General features: G+C 59.7%; 19 protein-coding genes. 17 read left to right on the top strand and 2 right to left on the bottom strand.

All coding sequences use genetic code 11. From position 1 onward, the window contains the following. Nucleotides 1–9: 9 nt before the first annotated feature. The 8 genes from N7578_RS18715 to murB are packed head-to-tail and all read left to right on the top strand — an operon-like array spanning nucleotide 10 to nucleotide 10,114. Nucleotides 10–1,470, top strand: coding sequence for a UDP-N-acetylmuramoyl-L-alanyl-D-glutamate--2,6-diaminopimelate ligase (locus N7578_RS18715; protein WP_311111735.1), 1,461 nt, complete (start codon nucleotides 10–12; stop codon nucleotides 1,468–1,470). Then, entirely contained in the window at nucleotides 1,467–2,900 is a 1,434-nt protein-coding gene (locus N7578_RS18710) for a UDP-N-acetylmuramoylalanyl-D-glutamyl-2,6-diaminopimelate--D-alanyl-D-alanine ligase (protein WP_311111734.1), read from the top strand. The genes N7578_RS18715 and N7578_RS18710 overlap by 4 nt, the downstream gene beginning before the upstream one ends. Nucleotides 2,901–2,923: 23 nt before the next feature. Further along, the gene (mraY, locus tag N7578_RS18705; RefSeq protein ID WP_311111733.1) at nucleotides 2,924–4,024 is read left to right on the top strand and encodes a phospho-N-acetylmuramoyl-pentapeptide-transferase; all 1,101 of its coding nucleotides are present in this window, start codon (nucleotides 2,924–2,926) and stop codon (nucleotides 4,022–4,024) included. A gap of 4 nt (nucleotides 4,025–4,028) precedes the next feature. Continuing rightward, on the top strand, nucleotides 4,029–5,438 hold the full coding sequence (murD, locus tag N7578_RS18700; protein WP_311111732.1) for a UDP-N-acetylmuramoyl-L-alanine--D-glutamate ligase: 1,410 nt from the start codon (nucleotides 4,029–4,031) through the stop codon (nucleotides 5,436–5,438). A 4-nt stretch (nucleotides 5,439–5,442) separates the two neighbouring features. Continuing rightward, entirely contained in the window at nucleotides 5,443–6,597 is a 1,155-nt protein-coding gene (ftsW, locus tag N7578_RS18695; protein WP_311111731.1) for a putative lipid II flippase FtsW, read from the top strand. A 6-nt stretch (nucleotides 6,598–6,603) separates the two neighbouring features. Further along, nucleotides 6,604–7,740, top strand: a complete 1,137-nt coding sequence (murG, locus tag N7578_RS18690; RefSeq protein ID WP_311111730.1) for an undecaprenyldiphospho-muramoylpentapeptide beta-N-acetylglucosaminyltransferase — start codon at nucleotides 6,604–6,606, stop codon at nucleotides 7,738–7,740. Then, nucleotides 7,737–9,152 carry a UDP-N-acetylmuramate--L-alanine ligase gene (gene murC, locus N7578_RS18685; RefSeq protein ID WP_311111729.1) on the top strand — a complete coding sequence of 472 codons (1,416 nt, stop codon included), beginning with the start codon at nucleotides 7,737–7,739 and terminating at the stop codon, nucleotides 9,150–9,152. The genes murG and murC overlap by 4 nt, the downstream gene beginning before the upstream one ends. Further along, a complete protein-coding gene (gene murB, locus N7578_RS18680; protein WP_311111728.1) occupies nucleotides 9,149–10,114 on the top strand; it encodes a UDP-N-acetylmuramate dehydrogenase in 966 nt (321 codons plus the stop codon). The genes murC and murB overlap by 4 nt, the downstream gene beginning before the upstream one ends. An 81-nt stretch (nucleotides 10,115–10,195) precedes the next feature. On the opposite strand, the gene N7578_RS18675 is transcribed toward murB, so the two are convergent. Continuing rightward, nucleotides 10,196–11,500 carry an MFS transporter gene (locus tag N7578_RS18675; RefSeq protein WP_311111727.1) on the bottom strand — a complete coding sequence of 435 codons (1,305 nt, stop codon included), beginning with the start codon at nucleotides 11,498–11,500 and terminating at the stop codon, nucleotides 10,196–10,198. 525 nt (nucleotides 11,501–12,025) lie between these two features. Here N7578_RS18675 and N7578_RS18670 point away from each other — a divergent pair. The 9 genes from N7578_RS18670 to N7578_RS18630 all read left to right on the top strand — a co-directional run bounded on the left by N7578_RS18670 (nucleotide 12,026) and on the right by N7578_RS18630 (nucleotide 24,405). Beyond that, the gene (locus N7578_RS18670; protein ID WP_311111726.1) at nucleotides 12,026–12,952 is read left to right on the top strand and encodes a D-alanine--D-alanine ligase; all 927 of its coding nucleotides are present in this window, start codon (nucleotides 12,026–12,028) and stop codon (nucleotides 12,950–12,952) included. Beyond that, complete coding sequence (locus N7578_RS18665) at nucleotides 12,940–13,872, top strand: cell division protein FtsQ/DivIB (RefSeq protein ID WP_422646715.1); 933 nt, start codon at nucleotides 12,940–12,942, stop codon at nucleotides 13,870–13,872. The genes N7578_RS18670 and N7578_RS18665 overlap by 13 nt, the downstream gene beginning before the upstream one ends. Then, nucleotides 13,869–15,197, top strand: coding sequence for a cell division protein FtsA (gene ftsA, locus N7578_RS18660; RefSeq protein ID WP_311111725.1), 1,329 nt, complete (start codon nucleotides 13,869–13,871; stop codon nucleotides 15,195–15,197). Before N7578_RS18665 ends, ftsA begins: the two co-directional genes overlap by 4 nt. Nucleotides 15,198–15,288: 91 nt before the next feature. Next, a complete protein-coding gene (ftsZ, locus tag N7578_RS18655; protein ID WP_311111724.1) occupies nucleotides 15,289–17,040 on the top strand; it encodes a cell division protein FtsZ in 1,752 nt (583 codons plus the stop codon). Between the two features lie 267 nt (nucleotides 17,041–17,307). Continuing rightward, nucleotides 17,308–18,267 carry a UDP-3-O-acyl-N-acetylglucosamine deacetylase gene (gene lpxC, locus N7578_RS18650; protein WP_311111723.1) on the top strand — a complete coding sequence of 320 codons (960 nt, stop codon included), beginning with the start codon at nucleotides 17,308–17,310 and terminating at the stop codon, nucleotides 18,265–18,267. A 328-nt stretch (nucleotides 18,268–18,595) separates the two neighbouring features. Further along, nucleotides 18,596–19,462, top strand: coding sequence for an outer membrane protein assembly factor BamD (locus tag N7578_RS18645; protein WP_311111722.1), 867 nt, complete (start codon nucleotides 18,596–18,598; stop codon nucleotides 19,460–19,462). A 15-nt stretch (nucleotides 19,463–19,477) separates the two neighbouring features. Next, entirely contained in the window at nucleotides 19,478–21,151 is a 1,674-nt protein-coding gene (gene recN, locus N7578_RS18640; RefSeq protein WP_311111721.1) for a DNA repair protein RecN, read from the top strand. Nucleotides 21,152–21,262: 111 nt separating this feature from the next. Then, a complete protein-coding gene (ligA, locus tag N7578_RS18635; protein ID WP_311111720.1) occupies nucleotides 21,263–23,437 on the top strand; it encodes an NAD-dependent DNA ligase LigA in 2,175 nt (724 codons plus the stop codon). A 65-nt stretch (nucleotides 23,438–23,502) separates the two neighbouring features. Continuing rightward, nucleotides 23,503–24,405, top strand: coding sequence for an aminoglycoside phosphotransferase family protein (locus N7578_RS18630; RefSeq protein ID WP_311111719.1), 903 nt, complete (start codon nucleotides 23,503–23,505; stop codon nucleotides 24,403–24,405). Nucleotides 24,406–24,412: 7 nt separating this feature from the next. On the opposite strand, the gene N7578_RS18625 is transcribed toward N7578_RS18630, so the two are convergent. Further along, nucleotides 24,413–24,946 carry a GNAT family N-acetyltransferase gene (locus tag N7578_RS18625; protein ID WP_311111718.1) on the bottom strand — a complete coding sequence of 178 codons (534 nt, stop codon included), beginning with the start codon at nucleotides 24,944–24,946 and terminating at the stop codon, nucleotides 24,413–24,415. Between the last annotated feature and the right edge of the window lie 187 nt (nucleotides 24,947–25,133).

Below are 25,133 nucleotides of genomic sequence, written 5' to 3'. Positions count from 1 at the left end.
AAACAGTCGATGAATTTGCGAGATCTATCCGGAGCCGAGTTTCCGGAACTGAACGAATTGTTGCGCTCCGACATCGGGGCGATCGAAATCGGGGGGATAACCGCAGACAGCCGCAAGGCCGGTCCCGCTACCCTGTTCGTGGCCCTGGCAGGCAGCAAGGCTGACGGATCGGCCTATATTCAGGACGCTATATCGAGGGGCGCCGTTGCGGTCGTTTCCAATCATGGCGTCGATGCAGGTGTCCCGGTCCTCACCGTTGCCGATCCGCGCCGGTATCTAGCTCTTGCCGCTTCCCGTTTCTATGGAACACAGCCTCAGACCATGGTTGCCGTTACCGGCACCGCAGGCAAGACCTCCGTTGCCTCCTTCACCCGCCAGATATGGGCCTTCGCCGGTCATGCCGCAGCGCAGATCGGCACAACGGGCGTGATTGCGCCGGGCCGGGAAGATTACGGCTCCCTGACGACGCCGGATCCGGTGACGCTGCATGCGCTTCTGGCCGAGCTTGCATCCGAAGGCGTGACGCATGCGGCGATGGAGGCCTCCAGCCACGGTCTCGATCAGCGCCGTCTCGACGGCGTGAAGCTGGCGGCGGCCGGTTTCACCAATCTCGGCCGTGACCACATGGACTACCATCCGACGATCGAGGACTACATGGCCGCCAAGATGCGGCTCTTCGATACGCTGATGGCAAAAGGCGCGCCTGCGATCATTTTTGCGGATGATCCATGGTCGGATCAGGCGATCCGTGCGGCGCGCGATGCCGGGCTTGAGGTTCGCACCGTTGGTCGCAAGGGTGAATATCTCACGCTGAAGCGGGTCGAGCACTTCCGTCACAAGCAGATGATCGAAGTGCATCACGAGGGCACGATCTACGAGGTCGATATTCCGCTGGCGGGTGACTTCCAGGTTGCAAATGCTCTGGTCGCGGCCGGTCTTGCGATGTCCACCGGCGTACCTGCCGCCGTTGCCTTGAAGGCGCTCGAAAAACTGATCGGTGCTGCCGGTCGCCTCGAACTTGTTGGGCAGACGAAAAATGGCGCACTCGCTTACGTGGATTATGCCCACAAGCCGGATGCGCTTGAAAACGTTCTGACCTCGGTGCGACCCTTCACATCGGGACGCATCATCACGGTTTTCGGTTGCGGCGGCGATCGCGACAAGGGCAAACGCCCGATCATGGGCGAGGTGGCGACGCGCCTGTCCGATATCGTCATCGTCACTGACGACAATCCACGTTCGGAAGAGCCTGCCACGATCCGTTCCGAGATCATGGCGACAGCGCCGGGCGCACTGGAAATCGGTGACAGGGCTGAAGCGATCCGTCATGCGGTATCGCTGCTTTCGAACGGCGACACGCTGATCGTTGCGGGCAAGGGGCATGAAGAAGGGCAGATCGTCGGTTCCGTGACGCTGCCGTTTTCCGATCATGAACAGGTGCGTACCGCGCTGGAAGGATTGAAGATTTGAACTGGCTATGGACAGTGGAGGAGATGATCGCCGTCACGGCAGGGCGTCCGGTCGGCAATCTGCCACAGGGTATCACCGGCATTTCCATCGATAGCCGGACAGTCAAACCGGGCGAGGCGTTCTTCGCCATCAAGGGTGACCGCGTCGACGGCCATGATTTCACGAGTTTCGCCGTTGCCAATGGTGCGGGGCTACTCGTCGTGGCGGAAGGAAAACTGCCTGCGCTTGGCCGTCTTACGGTTCCGATGATCGTTGTGGAAGACGTGCTGGCGGCGCTCGGAAAGCTGGCGGTTGCGGCGCGTGAACGCACGTCGGCGCGGATCATTGCCGTCACTGGGTCGGTTGGCAAAACGACGACCAAGGAAATGCTGCGGCAGGTTCTGGCGCCGTCCGGCCGGGTTCATGCGGCTGTCGCGTCATTCAACAACCACTGGGGCGTGCCGCTGACGCTGGCGCGCATGCCCGCCGACACGGAATTCGGCGTTTTCGAAGTTGGCATGAATCATCCGGGTGAAATCCGCCCGCTGGTGAAGATGGTGCGTCCGCATGTGGCGATCATCACCACCATTGCCGCCGCCCATCTCGGCAACTTCAGCAGCATCGAGGAAATTGCGGCCGCCAAGGCGGAGATTTTCGAAGGCGTGGAAGAGGGCGGTGCGGTCATTCTCAACCGTGACAACGCTCAGTTCGAGCAGCTGGAGACGGCGGCACAGGAGGCAGGTATCACGCACATCCTGACCTTCGGGCAGCATGCCAAGGCGGATTTCCGTCTGGCGGATTTCGAGGCAACCGCCGACGGTTCTACCATCTGGGCAATCCTGAACGGAGAAACGAGCGAACTCCAGCTCAGCGTTCCGGGCAGGCACATCGCCGATAACGCCATGGCAGCTCTCGGTGCAGTAGCCGTCACCGGCGCCAATCTCGATAAGGCATTCGAAGCACTTGGAACGCTCGAGGCGGTCAAGGGGCGCGGGCAGCGGCATCGTCTTGCGATCAATGGCGGGTCGTTCCTCCTGATCGATGAGAGCTACAACGCCAATCCGGCCTCGATGCGTGCCGCAATTGCGGTTTTGGCCGCGACGGAAACGCAGGGCCATGGCCGTCGCGTCGCCGTTCTCGGTGACATGCTGGAAATGGGCGAGTTTTCCGCGCAAGTGCATGAGGAACTGGCCGGGCCATTGCTCGCCGCCGGTATCGAACATGTCTGGCTGGCGGGCGAAGCGATGGCTGCGTTGCGCGATGCCTTGCCCGACAGCGTGACGGTGATCTGGTTCCCGACAACGGCCGAACTCGTCGATTTCGCGCTGCAATGGGTGCAGCCGGGTGACGCGCTGATGGTAAAATCGTCGTTGGGCCTCGGTTTCGGCAAGATTGTCGCAGCACTGCTTGACAAGTTTCCGGCATTCCCCGAGACGGAACGCCAAATCTGAATTAGCCTTGCGAAAGGGCACTTATGCTGATCTGGCTCGTAGAACTGTCGGACAAAATTCAAATCTTCAACCTGTTCCGGTACATCACCTTCCGGGCAGGGGCCGCGCTGTTCACGTCCGCGCTGATCGTGTTCCTGTTTGGTCCGGCGATCATCAATTCGCTTCGCATCCGTCAGGGTAAGGGCCAACCGATCCGTGCCGATGGGCCGCAGACGCACTTCAAGAAGGCGGGTACACCGACGATGGGCGGCCTGATGATCCTTGCCGGTATTCTCGGTGGTTCGCTTCTGTGGGGCGACCTTTCCAACGTCTACGTGGTTGCCGTCCTGATGGTAACGCTCGGTTTTGGCGCCATCGGCTTCTACGACGACTATCTCAAGGTGACTAAGCAGAGCGACAAGGGCTTTTCCGGCAAGGCCCGTCTTGGCATCGAGTTCGTGATCGCGGCAATCGCTGTCTTCTTCATGATGAAGATGGCGCTGGCATCCGCGCCGCATGGCGGCACGCTCGGCAGTTCTGTTGCGTTTCCCTTCTTCAAGGAATTCGTCATCAACCTCGGTTACTTCTTCGTCCTGTTTGGCGCTTTCGTGATCGTCGGCGCCGGCAATGCCGTCAACCTCACCGACGGTCTTGACGGTCTGGCCATCGTGCCGGTGATGATTGCCGCCGCGACCTTCGGCGTGATTGCCTATCTCGTCGGAAATGCCATCTTCGCCAATTATCTCCAGATCAATTTCGTACCGGGAACGGGGGAGCTTGCTGTCATCGTTGGTGCCGTGATCGGCGCTGGCCTCGGTTTCCTGTGGTTCAACGCGCCGCCTGCCGCCATCTTCATGGGCGATACCGGTTCGCTGGCGCTCGGTGGCCTGATCGGTTCCATCGCCGTTGCCGTGAAGCACGAAATCGTCATGGTCATCGTTGGCGGCCTGTTCGTCATGGAAACGCTGTCGGTCATCATTCAGGTGTTCTGGTTCAAGCGTACCGGCAGGCGCGTGTTTCTGATGGCGCCGATCCACCACCATTTCGAAAAGAAGGGCTGGACGGAAAGCCAGGTGGTCATCCGTTTCTGGATCATTTCGGTTGGCCTGGCGCTGCTCGGCCTCGCCACTCTGAAGCTGAGGTGAGGCGATGATCCCCGTCACATCGTTCAAAGGTAAAAAGGTCGCTCTTTTCGGGCTCGGAGGTTCCGGGCTCGTTACCGCGAGAGCGCTGGTGGCAGGTGGGGCGGATGTCGTCGCTTACGATGACAATCCCGACAGTGTCGCCAGGGCTGAAGCCGAAGGCATCGCCACCGCCGACCTTCGAACGATAGACTGGTCCGTACTTTCCGCTTTCGTGCTTGCACCTGGCGTGCCGTTGACGCATCCCAAGCCGCACTGGTCCGTCGATCTGGCGCGTGCTGCCGATGTCGAAGTCATCGGCGATGTCGAGCTTTTCGTCCGCGAGCGTCGCGCCCATACGCCGGACTGCCCCTTCATAGCCATCACCGGCACGAACGGCAAATCGACAACGACGGCGCTTATTGCCCATATCCTGAAATCGTCCGGCCGTGACACGCAGCTCGGCGGCAATATCGGTACGGCGGTGCTGAGCCTCGATCCGCCAAAAGCAGAACGTTATTATGTTGTGGAGTGCTCGTCTTACCAGATCGATCTGGCGCCGACGATCAATCCGACGGCTGGCATTCTGCTTAATCTCACACCCGATCACCTCGACCGCCACGGCACGATGCAGCACTATGCCGACGTCAAGGAACGGCTTGTGGCGGGTAGCCGCACGGCGGTTGTCGGCGTGGACGACAGCTACTCGACGTTGATTGCCGATCGCATCGAGCGCGCCGGGGTCAAGATTGAGCGCATTTCGAAGCGCAATGTCGTTTCCGAAGGGCTTTACGCCGAGGGCAGCCGTATCCTGAAGGCGCATGGCGGCACCTCGTCGCTGCTCGTCGACCTCGATGGTATCCAGACGCTGCGAGGCGCTCACAACGCGCAGAACGCGGCGGCGGCGATTGCCGCCTGCCTCGCTGTCGGCGTTTCGGAGGACGAGGTCCGTGCCGGGCTGAAGTCCTTCCCCGGCCTCAAGCACCGCATGCAGCCGGTTGGCCAGCGCGGCAATGTCACCTTCGTCAACGACAGCAAAGCGACCAATGCGGATGCGGCGGCACCTGCCTTGTCGAGCTATGAGCGTATTTACTGGATTGCTGGCGGTCTGGCCAAGGCGGGCGGCATCAGCAGTCTTTCACCCCTGTTTTCCCACATCGCCAAAGCCTATCTTATCGGCGAAGCTGCGGCGGAATTTGCCGCGACGCTGGGTGAGGCCGTGCCTTACGAAATCTCCGGCACGCTGGACAAAGCCGTTGAGCATGCCGCATCCGACGCTGAAAAGGATGCCAGCGCCGGAAACGTGGTGATGTTATCACCGGCTTGCGCAAGCTTCGACCAGTACAAGAACTTTGAAGTGCGGGGCGATTCGTTCGTGTCGCACGTTGCAGCGCTTGCGGGCGTGACGATGCTGGTTGATTCGGGAAAGGGGAGCTGACGTCATGGTAAGCCGTGTTGACCGCGGTCCAGTCGCTGAGTGGTTCTGGACCATCGATCGTTTCTTTCTGGCAGCGTTCATCGCACTGATGGGCATCGGCCTGATGTTGTCCTTCGCAGCGTCTCCGGCGGTTGCCGAGCGGATCGGTCTGGGCAGCTTCTTCTTCGTTGAGCGTCAGGCGATGTTCATGGTGCCATCGCTGACGATCATGGTGGGCCTGTCGTTCCTCTCGCCGCGTCAGGTGCGGCGCGTGGCGATCATTCTGCTGATCGCATCGCTTCTGATGATGATTTTCGCGCTTTTCTTCGGAATCGAGGTCAAGGGCGCGCGGCGCTGGATTTCCATTGGCACGTTCTCCATCCAGCCGTCCGAGTTCATGAAACCCGCCTTCGTGATCGTCTGCGCGTGGCTGTTTGCCGAGCGGGCGCGTCACCCGGAAATTCCGGGCAACCTGTTCGCCATCATCACCTTCAGTGTCGTTGCGGCACTTCTGATCGCCCAGCCGGACTTCGGCCAGACCATTCTGACATCGGTTGTCTGGGGCGGCATGTTCTTCATGGCTGGCGTTCCATGGTTCTGGATCATCATGCTGGGCGGTGTCGGTGTCGGCGGCATCGTGGTTGCCTATCTGATGCTGCCGCACGTTGCCGGACGTATCGACCGTTTCTGGACGGGCGAGGGCGATACGTTCCAGGTGGATACGGCGCGTGAAGCGATCATCCGCGGCGACTGGTTCGGTCGAGGGCCGGGCGAAGGCATCGTCAAGCGCATCATTCCTGACAGCCATACCGACTTTATCTTCTCCGTTGCGGCGGAGGAATTCGGTATCGTATTCTGCATGCTCCTCGTTGCGATCTTTGCCTTTATCGTGCTGCGGGGCTTGAGCCACGCCTTCAAGGAGAAGGACGATTTCTGCCGTTTCGCCGTGGCGGGCCTCGTTCTGCAGATCGGCATGCAGTCCATGATCAACATCGGCGTCAATCTCGAATTGATGCCAGCCAAGGGCATGACCCTGCCGCTCATCTCCTACGGCGGTTCGTCGATGATGGCGATCTGCGTGACGGCGGGCTTCCTTTTGGCTCTGACGCGCCACAGACCGGAAAAGAGAGCGCAGGAGCGCAGCTTCTTCCGTGTCGGTTCGGGCGTTCCTGCGGAGTAATATTATATGAGCAAGGGTATCGTTCTGCTTGCCGCCGGGGGAACCGGCGGCCACGTTTTTCCAGCCGAGGCCTTGGCGCATACGCTGAAGGCGCGAGGCTACGACGTGCATCTGGTGACGGACAGTCGCGCCGAGCGTTATGCAGGCAAGTTTCCTGCTGATGAAATCCATGTCGTGCCGTCCGCAACCCTCGGTTCGAAGAACCCGGTTTCGCTGGCGCGTTCGCTTTGGAAGCTCTGGGTCGGGCTTCGTTCCGCCCGCAGGCTGGTGGCGAAACTCAAGCCGGTCGCCGTCGTCGGTTTTGGTGGTTATCCCACCGTGCCGCCGCTTCTTGCATCGACCGGCCTTGGCGTTCCTTCGATCATTCACGAACAGAATGCCGTCATGGGCCGCGCCAACAAGGCGCTGGCGGGACGCGTGAAGGCCATCGCAGGCGGCTTCCTGCCTCCTGCCAGCGGACAATATTCCGAAAAGACCGTTGCGACGGGCAACCCGGTGCGTCCGGCCGTTCTGCATGCGTCGGAAATACCCTACACGCCTTCGCAGGCCGGTGAGCCGTTCCAGCTCGTCGTATTCGGCGGCAGCCAGGGCGCGCAGTTCTTTTCCAGCGCCGTTCCGGCGGCAATCTGCCTGATGAACGACGAGCAGCGCTCCCGTATCACGGTGACGCAGCAGGCCCGCCCTGAAGACAAGGACAGCGTTATCGCGTCCTACCAGAAACTTGGCGTGAAGGCGGACGTCTCGCCGTTCTTCGGCGACATGGCAGCCCGTATCGGCGATGCCGATCTGGTCATCAGCCGCTCAGGTGCATCGACCGTTTCGGAACTGTCGGTGATCGGTCGCCCGTCGATTCTCGTCCCTTATCCGCATGCGCTGGATCACGATCAGGCCGCCAATGCCGCGGCGCTTTCGGCTGCGGGCGGAGCCAAGGTCATCAAGCAGGCGGAACTGTCGCCGCAGAAACTCTCCAGCCTCCTGTCCTCCGCGCTTGCCGAACCACAGCGTCTGGCGGAGACAGCCGCGGCAGCCAGAGCAACGGGTAAACCGCATGCTGCGGATGCGCTAGCCGATCTGGTGGAAGCCGTTGCGAACGGCCAGTCCGTACAGGAATTCAAAAAGAACATTGAAGGAGTGCAGGCATGAAGATGCCGAAAGCCATAGGTCTTGTCCATTTCATCGGGATAGGCGGGATCGGCATGAGCGGCATTGCCGAGGTGCTTCACAATCTCGGCCATCGCGTGCAGGGATCCGATCAGGCCGACAGCGCCAACGTGCAGCGTCTGCGTGACAAGGGGATCGAGGTTTTTGTCGGTCACACGGCGGAAAACCTTGGTGACGCGGAAGTCGTGGTCGTTTCCACTGCGATCAAGAAGAATAACCCCGAATTTATCGCAGCGCGTGAAAAACATCTTCCGATCGTGCGCCGTGCGGAAATGCTTGCCGAGTTGATGCGCTTCCGCAATGCCATTGCCATTGGCGGCACGCACGGCAAGACCACGACAACCTCGATGGTCGCAACGCTGCTTGAAGCCGGAAACCTCGATCCGACCGTCATCAATGGCGGCATCATCAATGCTTACGGCACCAATGCCCGCATGGGTGAGGGCGAGTGGATGGTGGTTGAGGCCGACGAGTCCGACGGCACCTTCCTGAAGCTGCCTGCCGATGTCGCCGTCATCACCAATATCGACCCGGAGCATCTCGATCACTACGGCAACTTCGACGCCGTGCGTGCCGCTTTCCGCCAGTTCGTGGAAAACGTGCCGTTCTATGGCTTCGGCGTGATGTGCCTCGACCATCCGGAAGTGCAGGCGCTTGTTGGCAAGATCGAGGATCGCAAGGTCATCACCTATGGGGAAAACCCGCAGGCGGACGTGCGTTTCTCCAATGTGCGGATCGATGGCACGCGCTCGATCTTCGATGTGGAAATCCGCCGTCGCCGCACTGGCAAGGTCTTCACCTTCACGGATCTGGTGCTGCCGATGCCCGGTCGTCATAACGTTTCGAATGCAACGGCTGCGATTGCCGTTGCCAACCGTCTCGGCATTTCGGTGGAAGACATCAAGAAGGGGCTCGCCTCTTTCGGCGGCGTCAAGCGTCGCTTCACCCTGACCGGTGAAGCAAACGGCGTGCAGGTTTTCGACGACTACGGTCATCATCCGGTCGAGATCAAGGCCGTGCTCAAGGCTGCCCGCGAGGCGTGCAAGGGGCGTATCATCGCGGTGCATCAGCCGCACCGTTACAGCCGCCTTTCGAGCCTTTTTGAAGATTTCGCCCATTGTTTTAACGATGCCGACACGATTCTCCTTGCTCCGGTCTATGCCGCAGGCGAAGATCCGATCGAAGGCGCGAACTCGGAAACTCTGGTTTCGGCGATCAAGGCTGCGGGGCATCGTGATGCCCGCTTCCTCGAAAACCGTGAGGATCTTGCTTCCGTCGTCGCAGGCATTGCGAATCCGGGTGATTTCGTGGTTCTCTTGGGGGCTGGGAACATTACCCAATGGGCAGCGGTGCTGCCTTCGGAATTGAAGAGCATATCAGGAAAGTCTGCATGAGACAGGTCGATGGGGTTAAATTGCTGGGGAGGCTCGGCGACGGGGTTAAGGAATTAAGGGGACGTCTGACGGCGGATGCGCCCATGGACCGCGTGACGTGGTTCAGGGCAGGCGGTCTTGCGGAAGTGATGTTCCAGCCGCACGATACGGAAGATCTGGTCGCTTTTCTGAAAATTCTGCCGGAAGACGTTCCGTTGACGGTTGTCGGCGTCGGCTCCAATCTTCTCGTTCGCGATGGCGGTATTCCTGGTGTGGTCGTTCGCCTGTCCGCAAAGGGCTTCGGTCAGGTCGAGCTTGCCGGTGAAAACCGCATCAAGGCCGGTGCGATCTGCCCGGACAAGCATATTGCCGCGATGGCCATGGACAATGGCATCGGTGGTTTCCACTTCTATTACGGTATTCCCGGCTCTATCGGCGGTGCGCTGCGCATGAACGCCGGTGCGAATGGCGGCGAGACGCGCGAACGCGTCGTCGAGGTTTACGCCGTCGATCGTCAGGGTAACGAGCATGTTCTGTCGAATGCCGATATGGGCTACAGCTATCGTCATTCCAGCGCCGATGCCGGACTGATCTTCACCGGTGCGCTGTTTGAAGGTTATCCGGAAGACCGCGCGAAAATCCGTGCCGATATGGATGCGGTTCGCCATCATCGCGAGACAGTTCAGCCGATCCGTGAACAGACCGGCGGCTCCACCTTCAAGAATCCTGAAGGTCATTCTGCCTGGGAACTGATCGATGAAGCTGGCGGCCGTGGGATGGTGATCGGCGGCGCGCAGATGTCGTCACTGCACTGCAACTTCATGATTAATACCGGCCACGCGACCGGCTATGATCTGGAGTATCTGGGCGAAGCGGTGCGCAAGCGCGTGTTCGAGAATTCCGGCATTCGTCTCGAATGGGAAATCAAGCGCCTCGGCCTCTTCATGCCAGGCCGCGAAGTCGAGCCGTTCCTGGGCGTCTGATAGCCTTACAGGCTGGCATTAAAAGCCCGCGAAACCAGAGGTTTCGCGGGCTTCTTTGTTGTTGCGATTCAATCGTCAGGCTCAGACTTCGTCCTTGCCCGACAGCAGGATGCAGGCCAGCGTGATGATCGCCGATACGCAGAGGTAATAACCGACATAACCCATGCCGTAGTTCACCTGCAGCCATGTGGCGATGTACGGTGCCAGCGAGGCACCGAAGATGCCGGCCATGTTGAAGGTGATGGACGAGCCGGTGTAGCGGACGCGGGTTGGGAAGGGAGCAGCCAGCGCCGTGCCGATCAGACCGTAGGTCATACCCATGAGCATCATCGCCAGAGCGGCGAATACGAAGATCGAGCCTTCGTTGCCGGTCATCAGGCCAGGCAGCAGGAAGGAGAACAGGCCGATCAGCACCGTCGTCAGGATCAGGACTTCGCGACGGCCGAAGCGCTCTGCGAGCTTGCCAGCGATCGGAATGAAGATACCGAACACGATCGAGCCGAGGATCTGAACTTCGAGTGCGTCGAGGAACGGAATCTTCAGGACCTTGACGTTGTACGACAGCAGGTAGGCCGTGCCGATATAGAAGAGCACGAAGGTTGCCAGAGCCACGAAGGTGCCGAGCACGAGGCTGCGCTTGTGGTTGCGGAACAGTTCGGCAACAGGAACGGCAACGCGTTCTTCCTTGTCGATGGCCTTCTGGAAGTCGGGCGTTTCGGTGATCGAAAGACGAACCCACATGCCAACTGCGATCAGAATGATCGAGGCGACGAAAGGAATGCGCCAGCCCCAGCTCAGCAGCGATTCCTGCGACATGAAGTGAAGCAGAATCCAGAATACGCCGGAGGACAGGAAAAGACCAACCGGAGCGCCGAGTTGCGGGAACATGCCGTACCAGCTGCGCTTGCCGGGTGGTGCGTTTTCCGTGGCCAGTAGCACTGCGCCGCCCCATTCGCCACCAAGGCCGAAGCCCTGACCAAAACGGCAAAGCGCCAGCAGCAGCGGAGCAAGGACGCCAGCTGTTTCGTAGGACGGCAGAAGGCCGATCACGACCGTCGAGACGCCCATGGTCAGCAAGGCCGCCACCAGCGTTGCCTTGCGTCCCACGCGGTCGCCATAGTGGCCGAAAACGACCGCGCCGAGCGGACGGGCGAAGAAGGCGATGGAGAACGTGGCGAAGGATGCGAGCAAGGCGGTCATCGGGTCGTTGTTCGGGAAGAACAACACCGGAAACACAAGCACTGCAGCAGTGGCGTAAACGTAGAAATCGAAGAACTCGATGGTCGTGCCGACCAGGCTGGCAGTGAGAACTCGTGCAGGAGAATTTGTCTTTACAGCGTTCGAATTGTCAGCGGTCGGCGATACCGGTGATATCGCGTCGGTCATGGTATTGGTTCCATTTTCGGTGATTAAACTATATGGCCTTCGCAGGCGCAAAATGCGTTAACGCAATTTTCGGTCCTTTGAAATGCAAAAAAAGAAATAAAGCGCAATTTTCTTTTCGCAATTGCGAAAAGGGTGAAAAATGCCGGTGGCGGCGGTTAAGGTTTCGTTAAAAGAATGATTCAGGTCGCCTTTCTAACAAGCTGAAAGCCATGCGGTTTTTAGCTGGGGAAAGCCCTGGTGTCTTAACGTTTCGGGCTTGCTTTTACCGGCCCTGTATCAGCCGAAGTCGGCCTTTCCATTTCAGATCATTGAAAATCTGCATGTTGCAATCGCTGCAACTCTCTGATTCCAAGGAGGGAATCCGAACAGAGGCTGATTCTTTAACGGAATTCGGTTTGTCGAGCGGGGCGGTTAACGAAAGTAAACGGTTCATTAACCTTAATAGCGTTTAACTGATCTAGAGGATCGTGTCCCGGAATCAGCGGGTATCGGTTCCGAAGCGGAGAGTTGGTGTCAGAGGGTTTCATGAGCGGCAAGCACGTAGCTGTTCTTATGGGTGGTATTTCTTCCGAGCGGCCGGTCAGCCTGTCGTCGGGGGAGGCCTGTGCGCTTGCCCTGGAGGGTGAGGGCTACAAGGTTACGCGTGTCGATGTCGGTCGCGATATCGCTGCGGTTCTCGATGCCCTGCGTCCGGACGTTGCTTTCAATGCCTTGCATGGCCCCTTCGGTGAAGACGGTACGATCCAGGGCATCCTGGAATATCTCGCCATCCCCTATACCCATTCCGGCGTTCTGGCCTCTGCGCTCGCAATGGACAAGGCGCAGGCGAAGAAGGTTGCGGCTGCCGCCGGCATTCCGGTCGCGCAGGAGCGGGTGATGAACCGCTTCGATTTCACCAGCGAGCATCCGCTGCCGCCACCTTATGTGGTGAAGCCGGTTCGCGAAGGCTCCAGCTTCGGCGTCGTCATCGTCAAGGAAGACCAGTCGCATCCGCCGCAGGTTCTCACCTCGTCCGAATGGCGTTACGGCGATCAGGTCATGGTCGAGCGCTATGTATACGGTCGTGAGTTGACCTGCGGTGTCATGAACGGCGAGGCTCTGGGCGTCACGGAAGTGGTGCCGCTCGGCCACAATTTCTATGATTACGATGCGAAATATGCGGTGGGTGGCTCAAAGCATGTCATCCCGGCAGAAATTTCACCGAAAATTTACCAAAAAATCCAATCATTGGCGGTTATGGCGCACCGGGCGATCGGGTGCCGTGGCGTGAGTCGTTCAGACTTCCGTTACGACGATCGCTTTTCGGAAGATGGCGAAGTCATCTGGCTTGAGGTGAACACCCAGCCGGGCATGACCCCGACCTCCCTGGTGCCCGAAATGGCGGCTCATGCGGGCCGCTCCTTTGGTGAGCTTGTCCGTTGGATGGTGGAGGATGCTTCGTGTTTGAGGTGACCGGCAAAAAGTCGACGGCAAAAAAGCGCGAGCAGATGATGGCGTCGGCCGGTGGCGACGACCGCATGGTTTTGCCGCGGCCGCTTCGTCGCGTCGTGCGCTTCTGTGTAAGCCTCGCGACGGGGCGCATTCATATTCCTGCCCATACGGGAACGATTTCTGCGGTTGCCTTTTATGCCGCGACCGGTCTTTACGGCATGTCCCTCGGCGGGCATGCGGATATCGTCACGCAGGCGACCACCTCCGCCGCAGGCTTCGCGGTCGAGGACGTCAAGGTTTCCGGCAATCTGCAGACCTCTGAAATCGATATATTCCAGCTGCTCGGTCTTGATGGCAGCACGTCGCTGATTTCTCTGGATATCGATGCGGCGCGCCGTAAGCTCGTGCAGCTGCCTTGGGTCGAGGATGTGGATGTCCGCAAGATCTATCCGAAGACCATCGAGGTTCGTCTCAAGGAACGTCAGGCTTTCGGTATCTGGCAGCACGGTTCGGAACTGTCGCTGATCGAGAAAAGCGGCAGCGTGATCGCGCCGCTGCGCGACAACAAGTTTGCCGCTTTGCCGCTGTTCGTCGGCCGTGATGCGGAAACGGGGGCGGCCGGTTTTGTCGAGAAGCTGGCTGACTGGCCGGAAATCCGCAACCGGGTTCGCGCCTATGTGCGTATCGCCGGGCGTCGTTGGGATCTGCATCTCGACAACGGTATCGTGATCAAGCTGCCGGAAGAGAACGTGCCGAAGGCGCTGCAGCTTCTGGCGCGGCTTGATCTGGAAGAACAGGTTCTGTCTCGCGATGTGGCCGCCGTTGATCTGCGCCTGCCGGATCGTACCACCATTCAACTGACCGAAGGTGCTGCCGAACGCCGCCAGGCGGCGGTGGAAGCGCGTACGAAAGCTCTCAAGAAGGCGGAGAAGAATACATGAGCTTTTTCGGTTCTTCCCATTTTGGATTGCCGCGCCTGAAGCCGCTTTCTTCGAAGCGCAGCCATATCGTGTCCGTACTCGACATCGGTTCGACCAAGGTCGTGTGCATGATCGGTCGGCTGACGCCGCGCCAGGAAAGCGAAATCCTTCCCGGTCGCACGCACAAGGTCGAGATCATCGGTATCGGTCATCAGCGTTCGCGCGGTGTGAAGTCCGGCGTGATTGCCGATCTGGACGCACTCGAAGGCGTGATCCGTCTTGCCGTCGACGCTGCGGAGAGGATGGCGGGCCTGACGGTCGACAGCCTGATCGTCAACGTTTCGGCCGGACGCCTGGCAAGCGATATCTACACGGCGAGCATCGATCTCGGCGGACAGGAAGTCGAAGCTAGCGATCTGCGCAAGGTTCTCGTGGCTGCAAGCCAGCAGTCCATGCGTCAGGATCGCGCCATCCTGCATTCGCTGCCGACCGGTTATTCGCTGGATGGTGAGCGCGGCATCCGCGATCCGCTGTCGATGTATGGCGATCTGCTCGGCGTCGACATGCATGTCGTGACGGTTGAGCGCACTGCGCTGAAGAACCTCGAGCTTTGCGTCAATCGTGCGCATCTGTCGGTGGAGGGCATTGTTGCGACGCCTTATGCGAGCGGTCTTGCCGCGCTGGTCGACGATGAGGTCGAGCTTGGTTGTGCAGCCATCGACATGGGCGGCGGCACGACGACGATTTCGGTTTTTGCCGAAGGCCGCCTCATTCACACCGATGCAATCGGTCTTGGTGGTCATCACGTTACCACAGATCTTGCACGTGGCCTCTCGACACGAATCGAAGATGCGGAGAGACTGAAGGTGGTGCATGGTTCGGCATTGCTGAATGGCGCGGATGAGCGCGACATGATTTCGATCCCGCCAATTGGCGAAGATGATCGCGATCAACCATCGCAAGTTTCAAGAGCACTTGTAACCCGCATCGTGCGGGCGCGTATCGAAGAGACGCTGGAATTGATCCGTGATCGTATCCAGAAGTCCGGCTTCAGTCCCATCGTCGGCAAGCGTGTCGTCCTGACAGGCGGCGCAAGCCAGCTTACGGGCCTGCCGGAAACGGCACGGCGGATTCTGGCCCGCAACGTTCGCATCGGTCGGCCAATGGGCGTCGCCGGTCTTCCCGTTGCAGCCAAGGGACCAGCGTTTTCGACGGCGTGCGGATTGATGATCTATCCGCAGGTGGCAGACATCGAAATTCATGCCTCGCAAGGCGGAATGTTTTCGCCCTTCGGGGGCAGCGGCCGGATAGCCCGTGTGGGGCAATGGCTGAAAGAGAGTTTTTGAGTAGCCTCGAGGCAATGCCGGAGGTTTTCGAGTTGAGTTTTCAGGAATCGGCCAGCGGGGCGATGCGGCCAGAGAAAGAAGGAATGGTAAAATGACGATACAGCTGCAAAAGCCGGATATCACCGAGCTGAAGCCACGCATCACCGTTTTCGGTGTCGGCGGCGGTGGCGGTAACGCTGTCAACAACATGATCACGGCTGGCCTCCAGGGCGTCGATTTCGTCGTCGCCAACACGGATGCGCAGGCGCTGACCATGACGAAGGCAGACCGGGTCATCCAGCTCGGCGTCAACGTAACGGAAGGCCTCGGCGCCGGTTCGCAGCCGGAAGTCGGTCGCGCAGCCGCTGAAGAGTGCATCGACGAGATCATCGATCACCTGAACGGCACGCACATGTGCTTCGTTACCGCCGGCATGGGTGGTGGTACAGGTACGGGCGCTGCTCCGGTTGTCGCGCAGGCCGCACGCAACAAGGGTATCCTGACAGTTGGTGTCGTCACCAAGCCTTTCCACTTCGAAGGCGGTCGCCGCATGCGTCTGGCTGAACAGGGCATCGAAGAACTGCAGAAGTCCGTCGATACGCTGATCGTCATTCCGAACCAGAACCTCTTCCGTATTGCCAACGACAAGACGACCTTTGCCGACGCCTTTGCGATGGCCGACCAGGTTCTCTACTCCGGTGTTGCCTGCATCACCGACCTTATGGTGAAGGAAGGCCTCATCAACCTCGACTTCGCTGACGTCCGCTCGGTCATGCGCGAAATGGGCCGCGCAATGATGGGTACCGGCGAGGCTTCGGGTCCGGGCCGCGCAATGCAGGCTGCGGAAGCCGCCATTGCCAACCCGCTGCTCGACGAAACCTCGATGAAGGGCGCACAGGGCCTGCTGATCTCCATCACCGGCGGTCGCGACCTGACCCTGTTCGAAGTCGACGAAGCTGCGACCCGCATCCGCGAAGAAGTCGATCCGGACGCGAACATCATTCTCGGCGCAACCTTCGACGAAGCTCTGGAAGGTCTCATCCGCGTTTCCGTCGTTGCGACCGGTATCGACCGTGTTCCCGGCCAGATGGAGCAGAACGTCGCCGACATGCGTGCAGCAGCCGTTGCAAAGCCCCTTATCCGTCCTTCGGCGGCCGTTGCTCAGGCTCCGGCCGCAGTTCAGCCTGCCCCAGTACAGCAGGCACCGAAGGTCGTAGACCCGATCGCCCAGACCATCCGTTCGGCAGAAGCCGAAATGGAACGCGAACTCGGCTTTGCCGCCCAGCAGCCTGCTCAGGACTTCCGTCCGCAGAGCAAGCTCTTCGCAGCAGCGCCTGCAGCTGAAGCTCCGGTTGCCCTTCGCCCGGCTGCTCCTGTTCAGCAGGCCGCTCCGGCTCCGGTCGCCCCAGCACCGGTCTACCATGCTCCGGAGCAGGTCGCCGCACCGGCTCCTCGCATGCACCAGCCGCAGGCCCCGGTCTATCAGGAGCCAGCGCCGGTTGCCCGTCAGCCTGAACCTGTCCGCATGCCGAAGGTCGAAGACTTTCCTCCGGTCGTGAAGGCAGAGATGGATCATCGCGCTCACGCCGCTCCTGTCGCCCAGGAAGAGCGTGGTCCGATGGGTCTTCTGAAGCGTATCACCAACTCGCTTGGTCGTCGCGAAGAGGAAGAAGTTCCTTCTGACATGATGGATGCTCCGAGCATGGCTCCACAGCAGCGCCGCCAGCTTTCTCCGGAAGCGAGCCTCTATGCACCGCGTCGCGGCCAGCTTGATGACCACGGCCGTCAGACGCCTGCATCGTCCAGCCACCACGAAGACGATCAGCTCGAAATTCCGGCGTTCCTGCGCCGCCAGTCGAACTGACCCGGCGATTCTCCCGCATTGAAAAAAGCCCGGACCGAGAGGTCCGGGCTTTTTGTTGCAATAGGCCGTATTAACGTTAAATTAATTCATTTTTTCAATGGTTTAGTCTTGTAACAATCCGAAACGAACAGTGATTTGTTCTGGCGCGTACATGTGCGTATGTATGAGCATGGGTAAAGGATTTACTGGTGCTTCCGGCCGTCAATGACCGGCGAAAACGGGAGCGGCGCTGCCATCGGCGCGGCTCATAAAACAAGGCATATACGCATGACCATCGGACTGCTCGGATTTCAGACAACAATCGCAAATGCTGTTCAGCTTAAAGGCATTGGCGTGCATTCCGGCAATCCGGTTTCGATGACCTTCCAGCCGGCAGAAGCGGGAACGGGCATCGTGTTCCATCGCCTCCATGAGAATGGCAGTGTAACCGAGTTGAAGGCGGTGTCTTCCAATGTCGGCAATACCGACCTGTGCACCGTGCTTGGTCGTTCGCTATCCCAGTCAGTGGCGACGATCGAGCACGTCATGGCCGCGATCTATGCCGTCGGTATCGACAACCTCGTCGTCGAGGTCGATGGCCCTGAAGTTCCGATCATGGACGGCAGCTCTGCACCTTTCATCGAAGCAATCGAATCGGTTGGCATGAAGAACCTCGGTGTGAAGCGCCGTTATATCCGCGTCACGAAGCCTGTCCGGATCGACGCCGGTGCGTCGTGGGCGGAGTTCCGTCCTTATGACGGCACGCGATTCGAAGTCGACATCGATTTCGATACACCTCTGATCGGCAAGCAGTCATGGAAGGGTGACCTGACGGCGGAAAGCTTCAAGAGCGAACTGTCGCGAGCCCGTACCTTTGGTTTCATGCGTGACGTCGAGCGGCTCTGGGCCGCCGGTTACGCGCTCGGTTCGTCGCTTGAGAATTCTGTCGTCATTTCGGACGACAACACCGTCATCAACATGGAAGGCCTGCGTTACGCAAAGGACGAGTTCGTTCGTCACAAGACGCTGGACGCGGTTGGCGATCTGGCACTTGCAGGCGCACAGTTCATCGGTTGCTACCGTTCATATCGCGGCGGTCACAAGGTGAACGCGAACGCGCTCAAGGCGCTGCTCAGCGATCGCTCCGCTTACGAGATTGTCGAGGCTCCGGCCGCCCGCACCCAGATGGTGCGCGCCCGGGAATTCGTCGCAGTCAACATGCCGGAATTCGCGCCCTGGTCCGCCTGATCCGGTCGAGATTATCAATTGACGGAAAAGCCGCTCCATCGAGGGCGGCTTTTTTCTTCAAGTGGCCGTACGCAATGTCTGGCGTGGTTGATATTCGGGTTGTTCAGGAGGCATTGTTTCGCGAACCGGGCACGATTTTCGAAAAGTACAATCCATAGATTCAAATATTTAGGGCGTTCTTTACACGTCCAAATGGTTTCACGGCGCTCCAATGCCATAAAAATGCGTTAATGCGTCATCATTGCGTTGCTCTGCGGATACTTTTATGGCTAGAACGCCAATACAAAGCCGATGCTTATGTATTTGCGCGGGAAGTGGGAACTGTCGAATGAAGCATGTAGGGTCTGGTGCAATGAAGGGTACGATGCGAGGGATCGCCGTTTCGTTGATGTTGGTTGGCGCCAGCGTGGTGGTCACGGCCTGCCAGTCGGATCCGGATATCGACATCACCAAGCTCGGCATGGAAACCGATCCGCCGGATGTGCTGTACAAGCAGGCGCTTGCGAACATGAATGCCGGTAACATGACGGAAGCGTCGCGCAAGTTCGAGGCGATCGACAAGCAGTATCCGTTCACCGAATGGGGTCAGAAGGCGCTGGTGATGCAGACCTTCATTGCGACCCGCACCAACAAGAACGACGTGGCGATTTCCTCCGGTAGCCGGTTCCTGCGCCAGTATCCGCGTGCCAAAGATGCCGCCTACGTTCAGTACATGATCGGTCTTGCCTATTCCAAGCAGATTGCCGATGTCACGCAGGATCAGCGCGCCGCACAGCGCACGGTCGAGGCGATGAGCAAGGTCGTCAACGACTATCCCGATTCAGAATATGTTGCCGATGCACAGGCCAAGATCCGTTTCGCCCGCGACCAGCTCGCAGGCCGCGAAATGCAGGTCGGCCGTTATTATCTTGAGCGTAAGGAATATCTGGCGGCCATCTCGCGCTTCCGCATCGTTGTGGAGCAGTACCAGAATACCAACCAGATCGAAGAAGCGCTGGCCCGTCTGACCGAAGCCTATTACGCAATGGGTCTTGCCGACGAAGCGCAGACGGCAGCCGCCGTCCTCGGCAACAACTATCCCGACAGCCAATGGTATGCGGATTCCTTCAAGCTGCTGAAAAACAGCGGGCTTGAGCCGCGTGAAAACAAGGGGTCCTGGATTTCGCGTGCCGGCAAGAAACTGATTGGCGCTTGAGATAGGGCATAGGCCATGCTGGTCCAGCTCTCCATCCGCGATATCGTCCTGATTGAAAGGCTCGACCTCGGCTTTGAGGCGGGCCTTTCCGTGTTGACGGGTGAAACCGGCGCGGGCAAATCGATCCTGCTGGACAGCCTGTCGCTGGCACTTGGCGGTCGCGGCGATGGCGGACTGGTCCGTCACGGCGAGGACAAGGGGCAGGTCACGGCCAGCTTCGAGGTCTCCCAAAATCATCCCGCGCGCGCCTTGCTGCGGGAGAACGGTCTGGATGACGATGGCGATCTGATTTTCCGTCGGGTGCAATCGTCCGATGGCCGAACCAAGGCTTACGTCAACGATCAGGCCGTCAGCGTGCAGATGATGCGCCAGCTTGGTCAGACTCTCGTTGAAATCCACGGTCAGCACGATGACCGCGCTCTTGTCGATACCGACGCGCATCGCACGCTTCTGGATGCCTTTGCGATGCTTGGCGATGACGTGCGGCGTGTTCAGGGGCTTTACCGGACCTGGAAGGATGCCGAGCGCGCGCTCAAAACCCATCGTGCCAAGGTGGAGGCTGCTGCCCGCGAAGCGGATTATCTGCGGGCTTCCGTCGAAGAACTTGAGGCTCTTTCGCCTCGCGACGGCGAGGAAGACGAGCTTGCCGAGCGCCGTGCCGTCATGCAGAAATCCGAGCGCATTGCGGGCGACATCGCCGAGGCAAGCGAGTTCCTGAATGGTAATGCCTCGCCCGTTCCGATGATTGCCTCGATGATGCGGCGCCTGGAGCGCAAGAGCCACGAAGCGCCGGGCCTGCTGGAAGATACCGTGCAGTTGCTGGATGCCGCGCTCGACAACCTTTCCAACGCCCAGATGGAAGTGGAAGCGGCGCTTCGGCGTACCGAGTTCGATCCACGCGAACTGGAGCGTGTCGAGGAACGGTTGTTCGCATTGCGCGCCGCTGGCCGCAAATACAATGTCGCGGTGGTCGATCTGCCCGCACTTGCCGAACGCATGGTTGCCGATCTTGCCGATCTCGATGCGGGCGAAGAGCAGCTTGGCAAACTCGAGGCCAATCTCGGCATCGTAAAGGCTGATTTCGATCACGCCGCCAAATCGCTGTCGGAAAAGCGTCACCATGCCGCCGATTCGCTTTCTGAAGCCGTGATGGCGGAACTGCCGGCGCTAAAGCTGGAAAGGGCGCGTTTCTCGGTCGAAGTTTCCTCCGACCCGGAGCAGGCGACGGCTGACGGTATCGACGTTGTGGAGTTCCACGTTCAGACCAATCCAGGCACGCGCCCCGGTCCGATCATGAAAGTCGCATCGGGTGGTGAACTGTCGCGTTTTCTGCTGGCGCTGAAAGTCGCGCTTGCCGACCGTGGTTCGGCGCCGACGCTGGTCTTCGACGAAATCGATACGGGTGTGGGCGGTGCGGTGGCGGACGCCATCGGCCAACGGCTTCGCCGTCTTTCCAAAACCGTGCAGGTGCTTTCCGTGACCCATGCGCCGCAGGTCGCTGCCCGCGCTGCCACGCATCTGCTGATCTCCAAGGGGCCATCCGGCGATGGCAGCGAGCGGATCGCCACCCGTGTCGCCACCATGCAGCCGGAACACCGTACGGAAGAAATCGCCCGCATGCTGGCCGGTGCTTCTGTGACGGACGAGGCGAGGGCGGCAGCGGCTCGCCTTCTGGCGGCCAAGGACTAACGTTACGAAGTTTTCGCGGCGAGTTCTCAGCGCTGTGGGTGGCGTGGCAAAACTGTTTTGATTGCATTCTGTTTCGGCTAAAAGCGTTCGGTATTTCACTGTGAGGCCGCCATGTCGAAAGACCATATCCCCGTCGAAAACCTGACCGAGCTTGAGGCGTCCTCCGAGCTTGCATTTCTCGCGGCAGAGCTTTCCCGGCACGATGCGCTCTATCACGGCAAGGACGCGCCGGAGATTTCCGATGCGGACTACGATGCGCTGAAACGCCGGAACGATGCCATCGAAGCGGCGTTTCCAGATCTGGTTCGTGCCGATAGCCCGTCGAAGAAAGTCGGCTTCACGCCGCTGCCAACCTTCGCACCCATCGTGCATGCGCGGCCGATGCTGTCTCTGGACAACACGTTCTCGGATGAGGACGTGCAGGATTTCGTCGCGTCCGTTTATCGCTTCCTCGGTCAGTTGCCGGACAATTCCATCGCCTTCACGGCGGAGCCGAAAATCGACGGGCTTTCGATGTCGATCCGCTACGAGAACGGCAGGCTGAAGACGGCGGCGACACGCGGCGATGGTACGACCGGCGAAAACGTCACCGCAAATATCCTGACCATCAAGGAAATTCCGAACACGTTGCCTGCGGGTGCGCCGGATGTGGTGGAGGTGCGTGGCGAGGTCTATATGGCCAAGAGCGACTTTCTCGCGCTGAATGCCCAGATGGAGGCGGAGGGCAAGCAGACCTATGTGAACCCGCGCAACACGGCCTCCGGTTCGCTGCGCCAGCTCGATGCGAACGTGACGGCCAGACGCAAGCTGCGGTTCTTCGCCTATGCGCTCGGCGAGGTTTCCAATGGCGGGCAGCCGGCACGTCTTGCCGATACGCAGTTCGGCATCGTGGAAATGTTCAAGGCGTGGGGTTTTCCAGTCAATCCGTTCATGAAGCGATTCACGTCCGCCGAGCAACTGCTTGAGCATTATCGTGAAATCGGCATCGCGCGTCCCGACCTCGATTATGACATCGACGGCATGGTCTACAAGGTCGACCGCCTCGACCTTCAGGAGCGGCTGGGCTTCCGTTCACGCAGCCCGCGCTGGGCGACGGCCCACAAGTTCCCGGCCGAGCAGGCTTTCACCACGGTCGAGAATATTGAAATCCAGGTTGGACGGACCGGCGCTTTGACGCCCGTTGCGCGGTTGACCCCGGTGACGGTGGGCGGCGTGGTGGTGACGAACGCGACGCTGCACAATGCCGATTACATCAATGGCATCGGCAACAGCGGCGAGCGCATCCGCCCCGACGATCATGATATCCGCATCGGCGACACGGTGATCGTGCAGCGTGCGGGTGACGTCATCCCGCAGGTTCTGGACGTTCTGCTGGAGAAACGCGATGCCGGCTCCGTGCCATATGCGTTCCCGGAGAAATGCCCGGTTTGCGGCAGCCATGCGGTGCGTGAGCGCAACGAAAAGACCGGAAAGCTGGATTCCGTGACGCGTTGCACCGGCGGTTTCGTCTGCCGGGCGCAGGCGGTGGAGCACCTGAAACATTTCGTTTCGCGCAACGCCTTCGACATCGAGGGGCTTGGCACCAAGCAGATCGATTTCTTCTTCGAAAGCGAAGATCCGACGCTATCGATCAAAACCGCGCCGGATATTTTCACGCTGAAGGCGCGGCAGGAGGCCTCGTCGCTGACGAAGCTGGAAAACATCGATGGTTTCGGCAAGGTCAGCGTCAAGAAGCTGTTCGATGCGATTGACGCGCGCCGCGAGATTGATCTCAACCGTCTGATCTTCGCGCTCGGTATTCGCCATGTCGGTGAAACGACGGCGAAGCTTCTGGCACGATCCTATGGCACCTATGCGCACTTCGAAGAAAGCATGAAGGCGGCGGCCGATCTTTCCGGCGATGCGTGGGGCGAACTCAACAGCATTGACGGCATCGGTGAGGTGGTGGCGCGCGCCATTGTCGAGTTCTACAAGGAGCCGCGCAATATCGATGTCATCGACCGCCTGATGCGGGAGTTGCAGCCGAAGGAGGCCGAAAAGCCTTCGACGGAAGGTAGTCCCGTGGCGGGCAAAACGGTTGTCTTCACCGGCTCGCTGGAGAAATTCACCCGCGACGAGGCGAAGGCGCGTGCCGAAAGCCTTGGTGCGAAGGTCGCCGGTTCGGTGTCGAAAAAGACCGATATTCTGGTCGCGGGGCCGGGTGCAGGCTCCAAGCTCGCCAAGGCGCAGGAGCTTGGCGTGCAGACCATGGATGAGGATGAGTGGCTGGCGCTGATCGGGGGATGAGGCGGCGCCATCGCGGCCTTGCGTTTCACGGGTAAAGGGTGGATCCTGAGAACGGGAGACGGAGCATGGATGATCGTTTTGTCGTCTCGACAGAGCAGGTCAGCGCGCTGATCGCCGACCAGTTTCCGCAATGGGCGGGGCTGGATGTGCAGCCGGTGGAGCTGAGCGGCTGGGATAATCGCAGTTTCCGTCTTGGCGATACGATGCTTGGCCGTTTGCCAAGCGCGAAGCGCTACGTTCCGCAAATCGACAAGGAGCATCTCTGGTTGCCTAGGTTGGCGCCTGCGTTGCCTGTTCCCATTCCAGTACCATTGGCCCGCGGTGAGCCGGGGGAGGGATATCCGTTTCCCTGGTCCATCTATGCATGGCTCGAAGGCGAGCCGTTGATCCGGCGTCCGGACGCTGTTGATCTGTCGGCCCTCGCGCGTGACGTGGCGGATTTTCTGAAAGCCTTGCATGCCATCGATGCTTCCGATGGTCCGCCTGCTGGCGACCATAATTTTCATCGGGGCGGTTCACTGAAGGTTTATGACGAAGAGGCGCGGCTGGCCATGCTGGCAGTCGAGGATGAAATCGATGCGGGACTTGCACTCGATGTCTGGCAGCTTGCCCTGTCCAGCCATTGGCAGAACAAACCCGTCTGGGTTCATGGCGATGTTGCCGAAGGCAATCTGCTGGTCAGAGACGGTCGCCTCTCCGCGGTGATCGATTTCGGCAGTTCAGGTGTTGGCGATCCGTCTTGCGATCTCATCCTTGCATGGAATGTGCTGGATCACGACAGCCGGAAGATATTTCGCGAGGCTCTGCCCCTCAAAGAAGCGACGTGGCAGCGTGGAAGAGGCTGGGCGCTCTGGAAGGCGCTGATCACGCTCGCTGCACAGCGTGGCCATAACGAAAAGCTTGCCGAATGGTCGCGGCGGACCATCCGGCAGGTGTTTGAGGATCATCAGGTGCGGCGTCCGGCGTGAGGTGCCGTCATCGTATGCGGGCCATGATATGTGAATCGGCATAGGTGCCATCGCGGAAGGCGTAGTTTCGCAAGGTTCCTTCGATTTCGAAGCCGAATTTCCTGTACAGCCCGATTGCGGGCGTGTTGTCGGTAAAAACGTTGAGGTCGATACGCCTGATATCGTGCCAGTTTTCAGCGGCATCGATGAGTGTTGCCAGAAGCTTCGATCCGATACCCTTGCCAGCGAAATCGTCATGGATGCCGATACCGAGCGTGGCGACATGCTTCTGCCGTCCGGATTTCGCGTGCAGTCCGGCGTTGCCGAGTATCCTGCCACGCCATTCCGCTGCAACGACAATATCGGAAGGCGAAAGCCCTTCGATATATTGCCGTGTGCGGGCAATACTCTGAAAGGGCTGGCGCAGGGTGCCATGGCGGACGCCGGGCATGTTCAGAACTTCCGTCAAGCCTTCCGCGTCTTCCGGCCTGATGCCGCGGACCATCAGCTCATCGATCCTGAAATCGCAATAGGGTGGAGCGTCGTCTTGTGAGTTTACCATGCTGTTCTCCTGATGTCGGCCGGAGAGCAGGTGTCCATTCGCCCTGCTCTTTTCGGCAGGGCTGGATGGATAATGATCGCAGGTTTACCGCGACAATGCTCCACCGCCAGCCGGCTTGCCGGAGGTCGTACGGTTGAGCATCGTATTTTTGAACTGTGCGATCATGCGCGTCAGAATGCTGGTGGTG

It is taken from the genome of Agrobacterium tumefaciens (assembly GCF_031801495.1).
Lineage (GTDB): Bacteria > Pseudomonadota > Alphaproteobacteria > Rhizobiales > Rhizobiaceae > Agrobacterium > Agrobacterium tumefaciens_K.
Note: the sequence above shows the minus strand (reverse complement) of the source record. Positions and strands in the feature narration are given on the sequence as shown.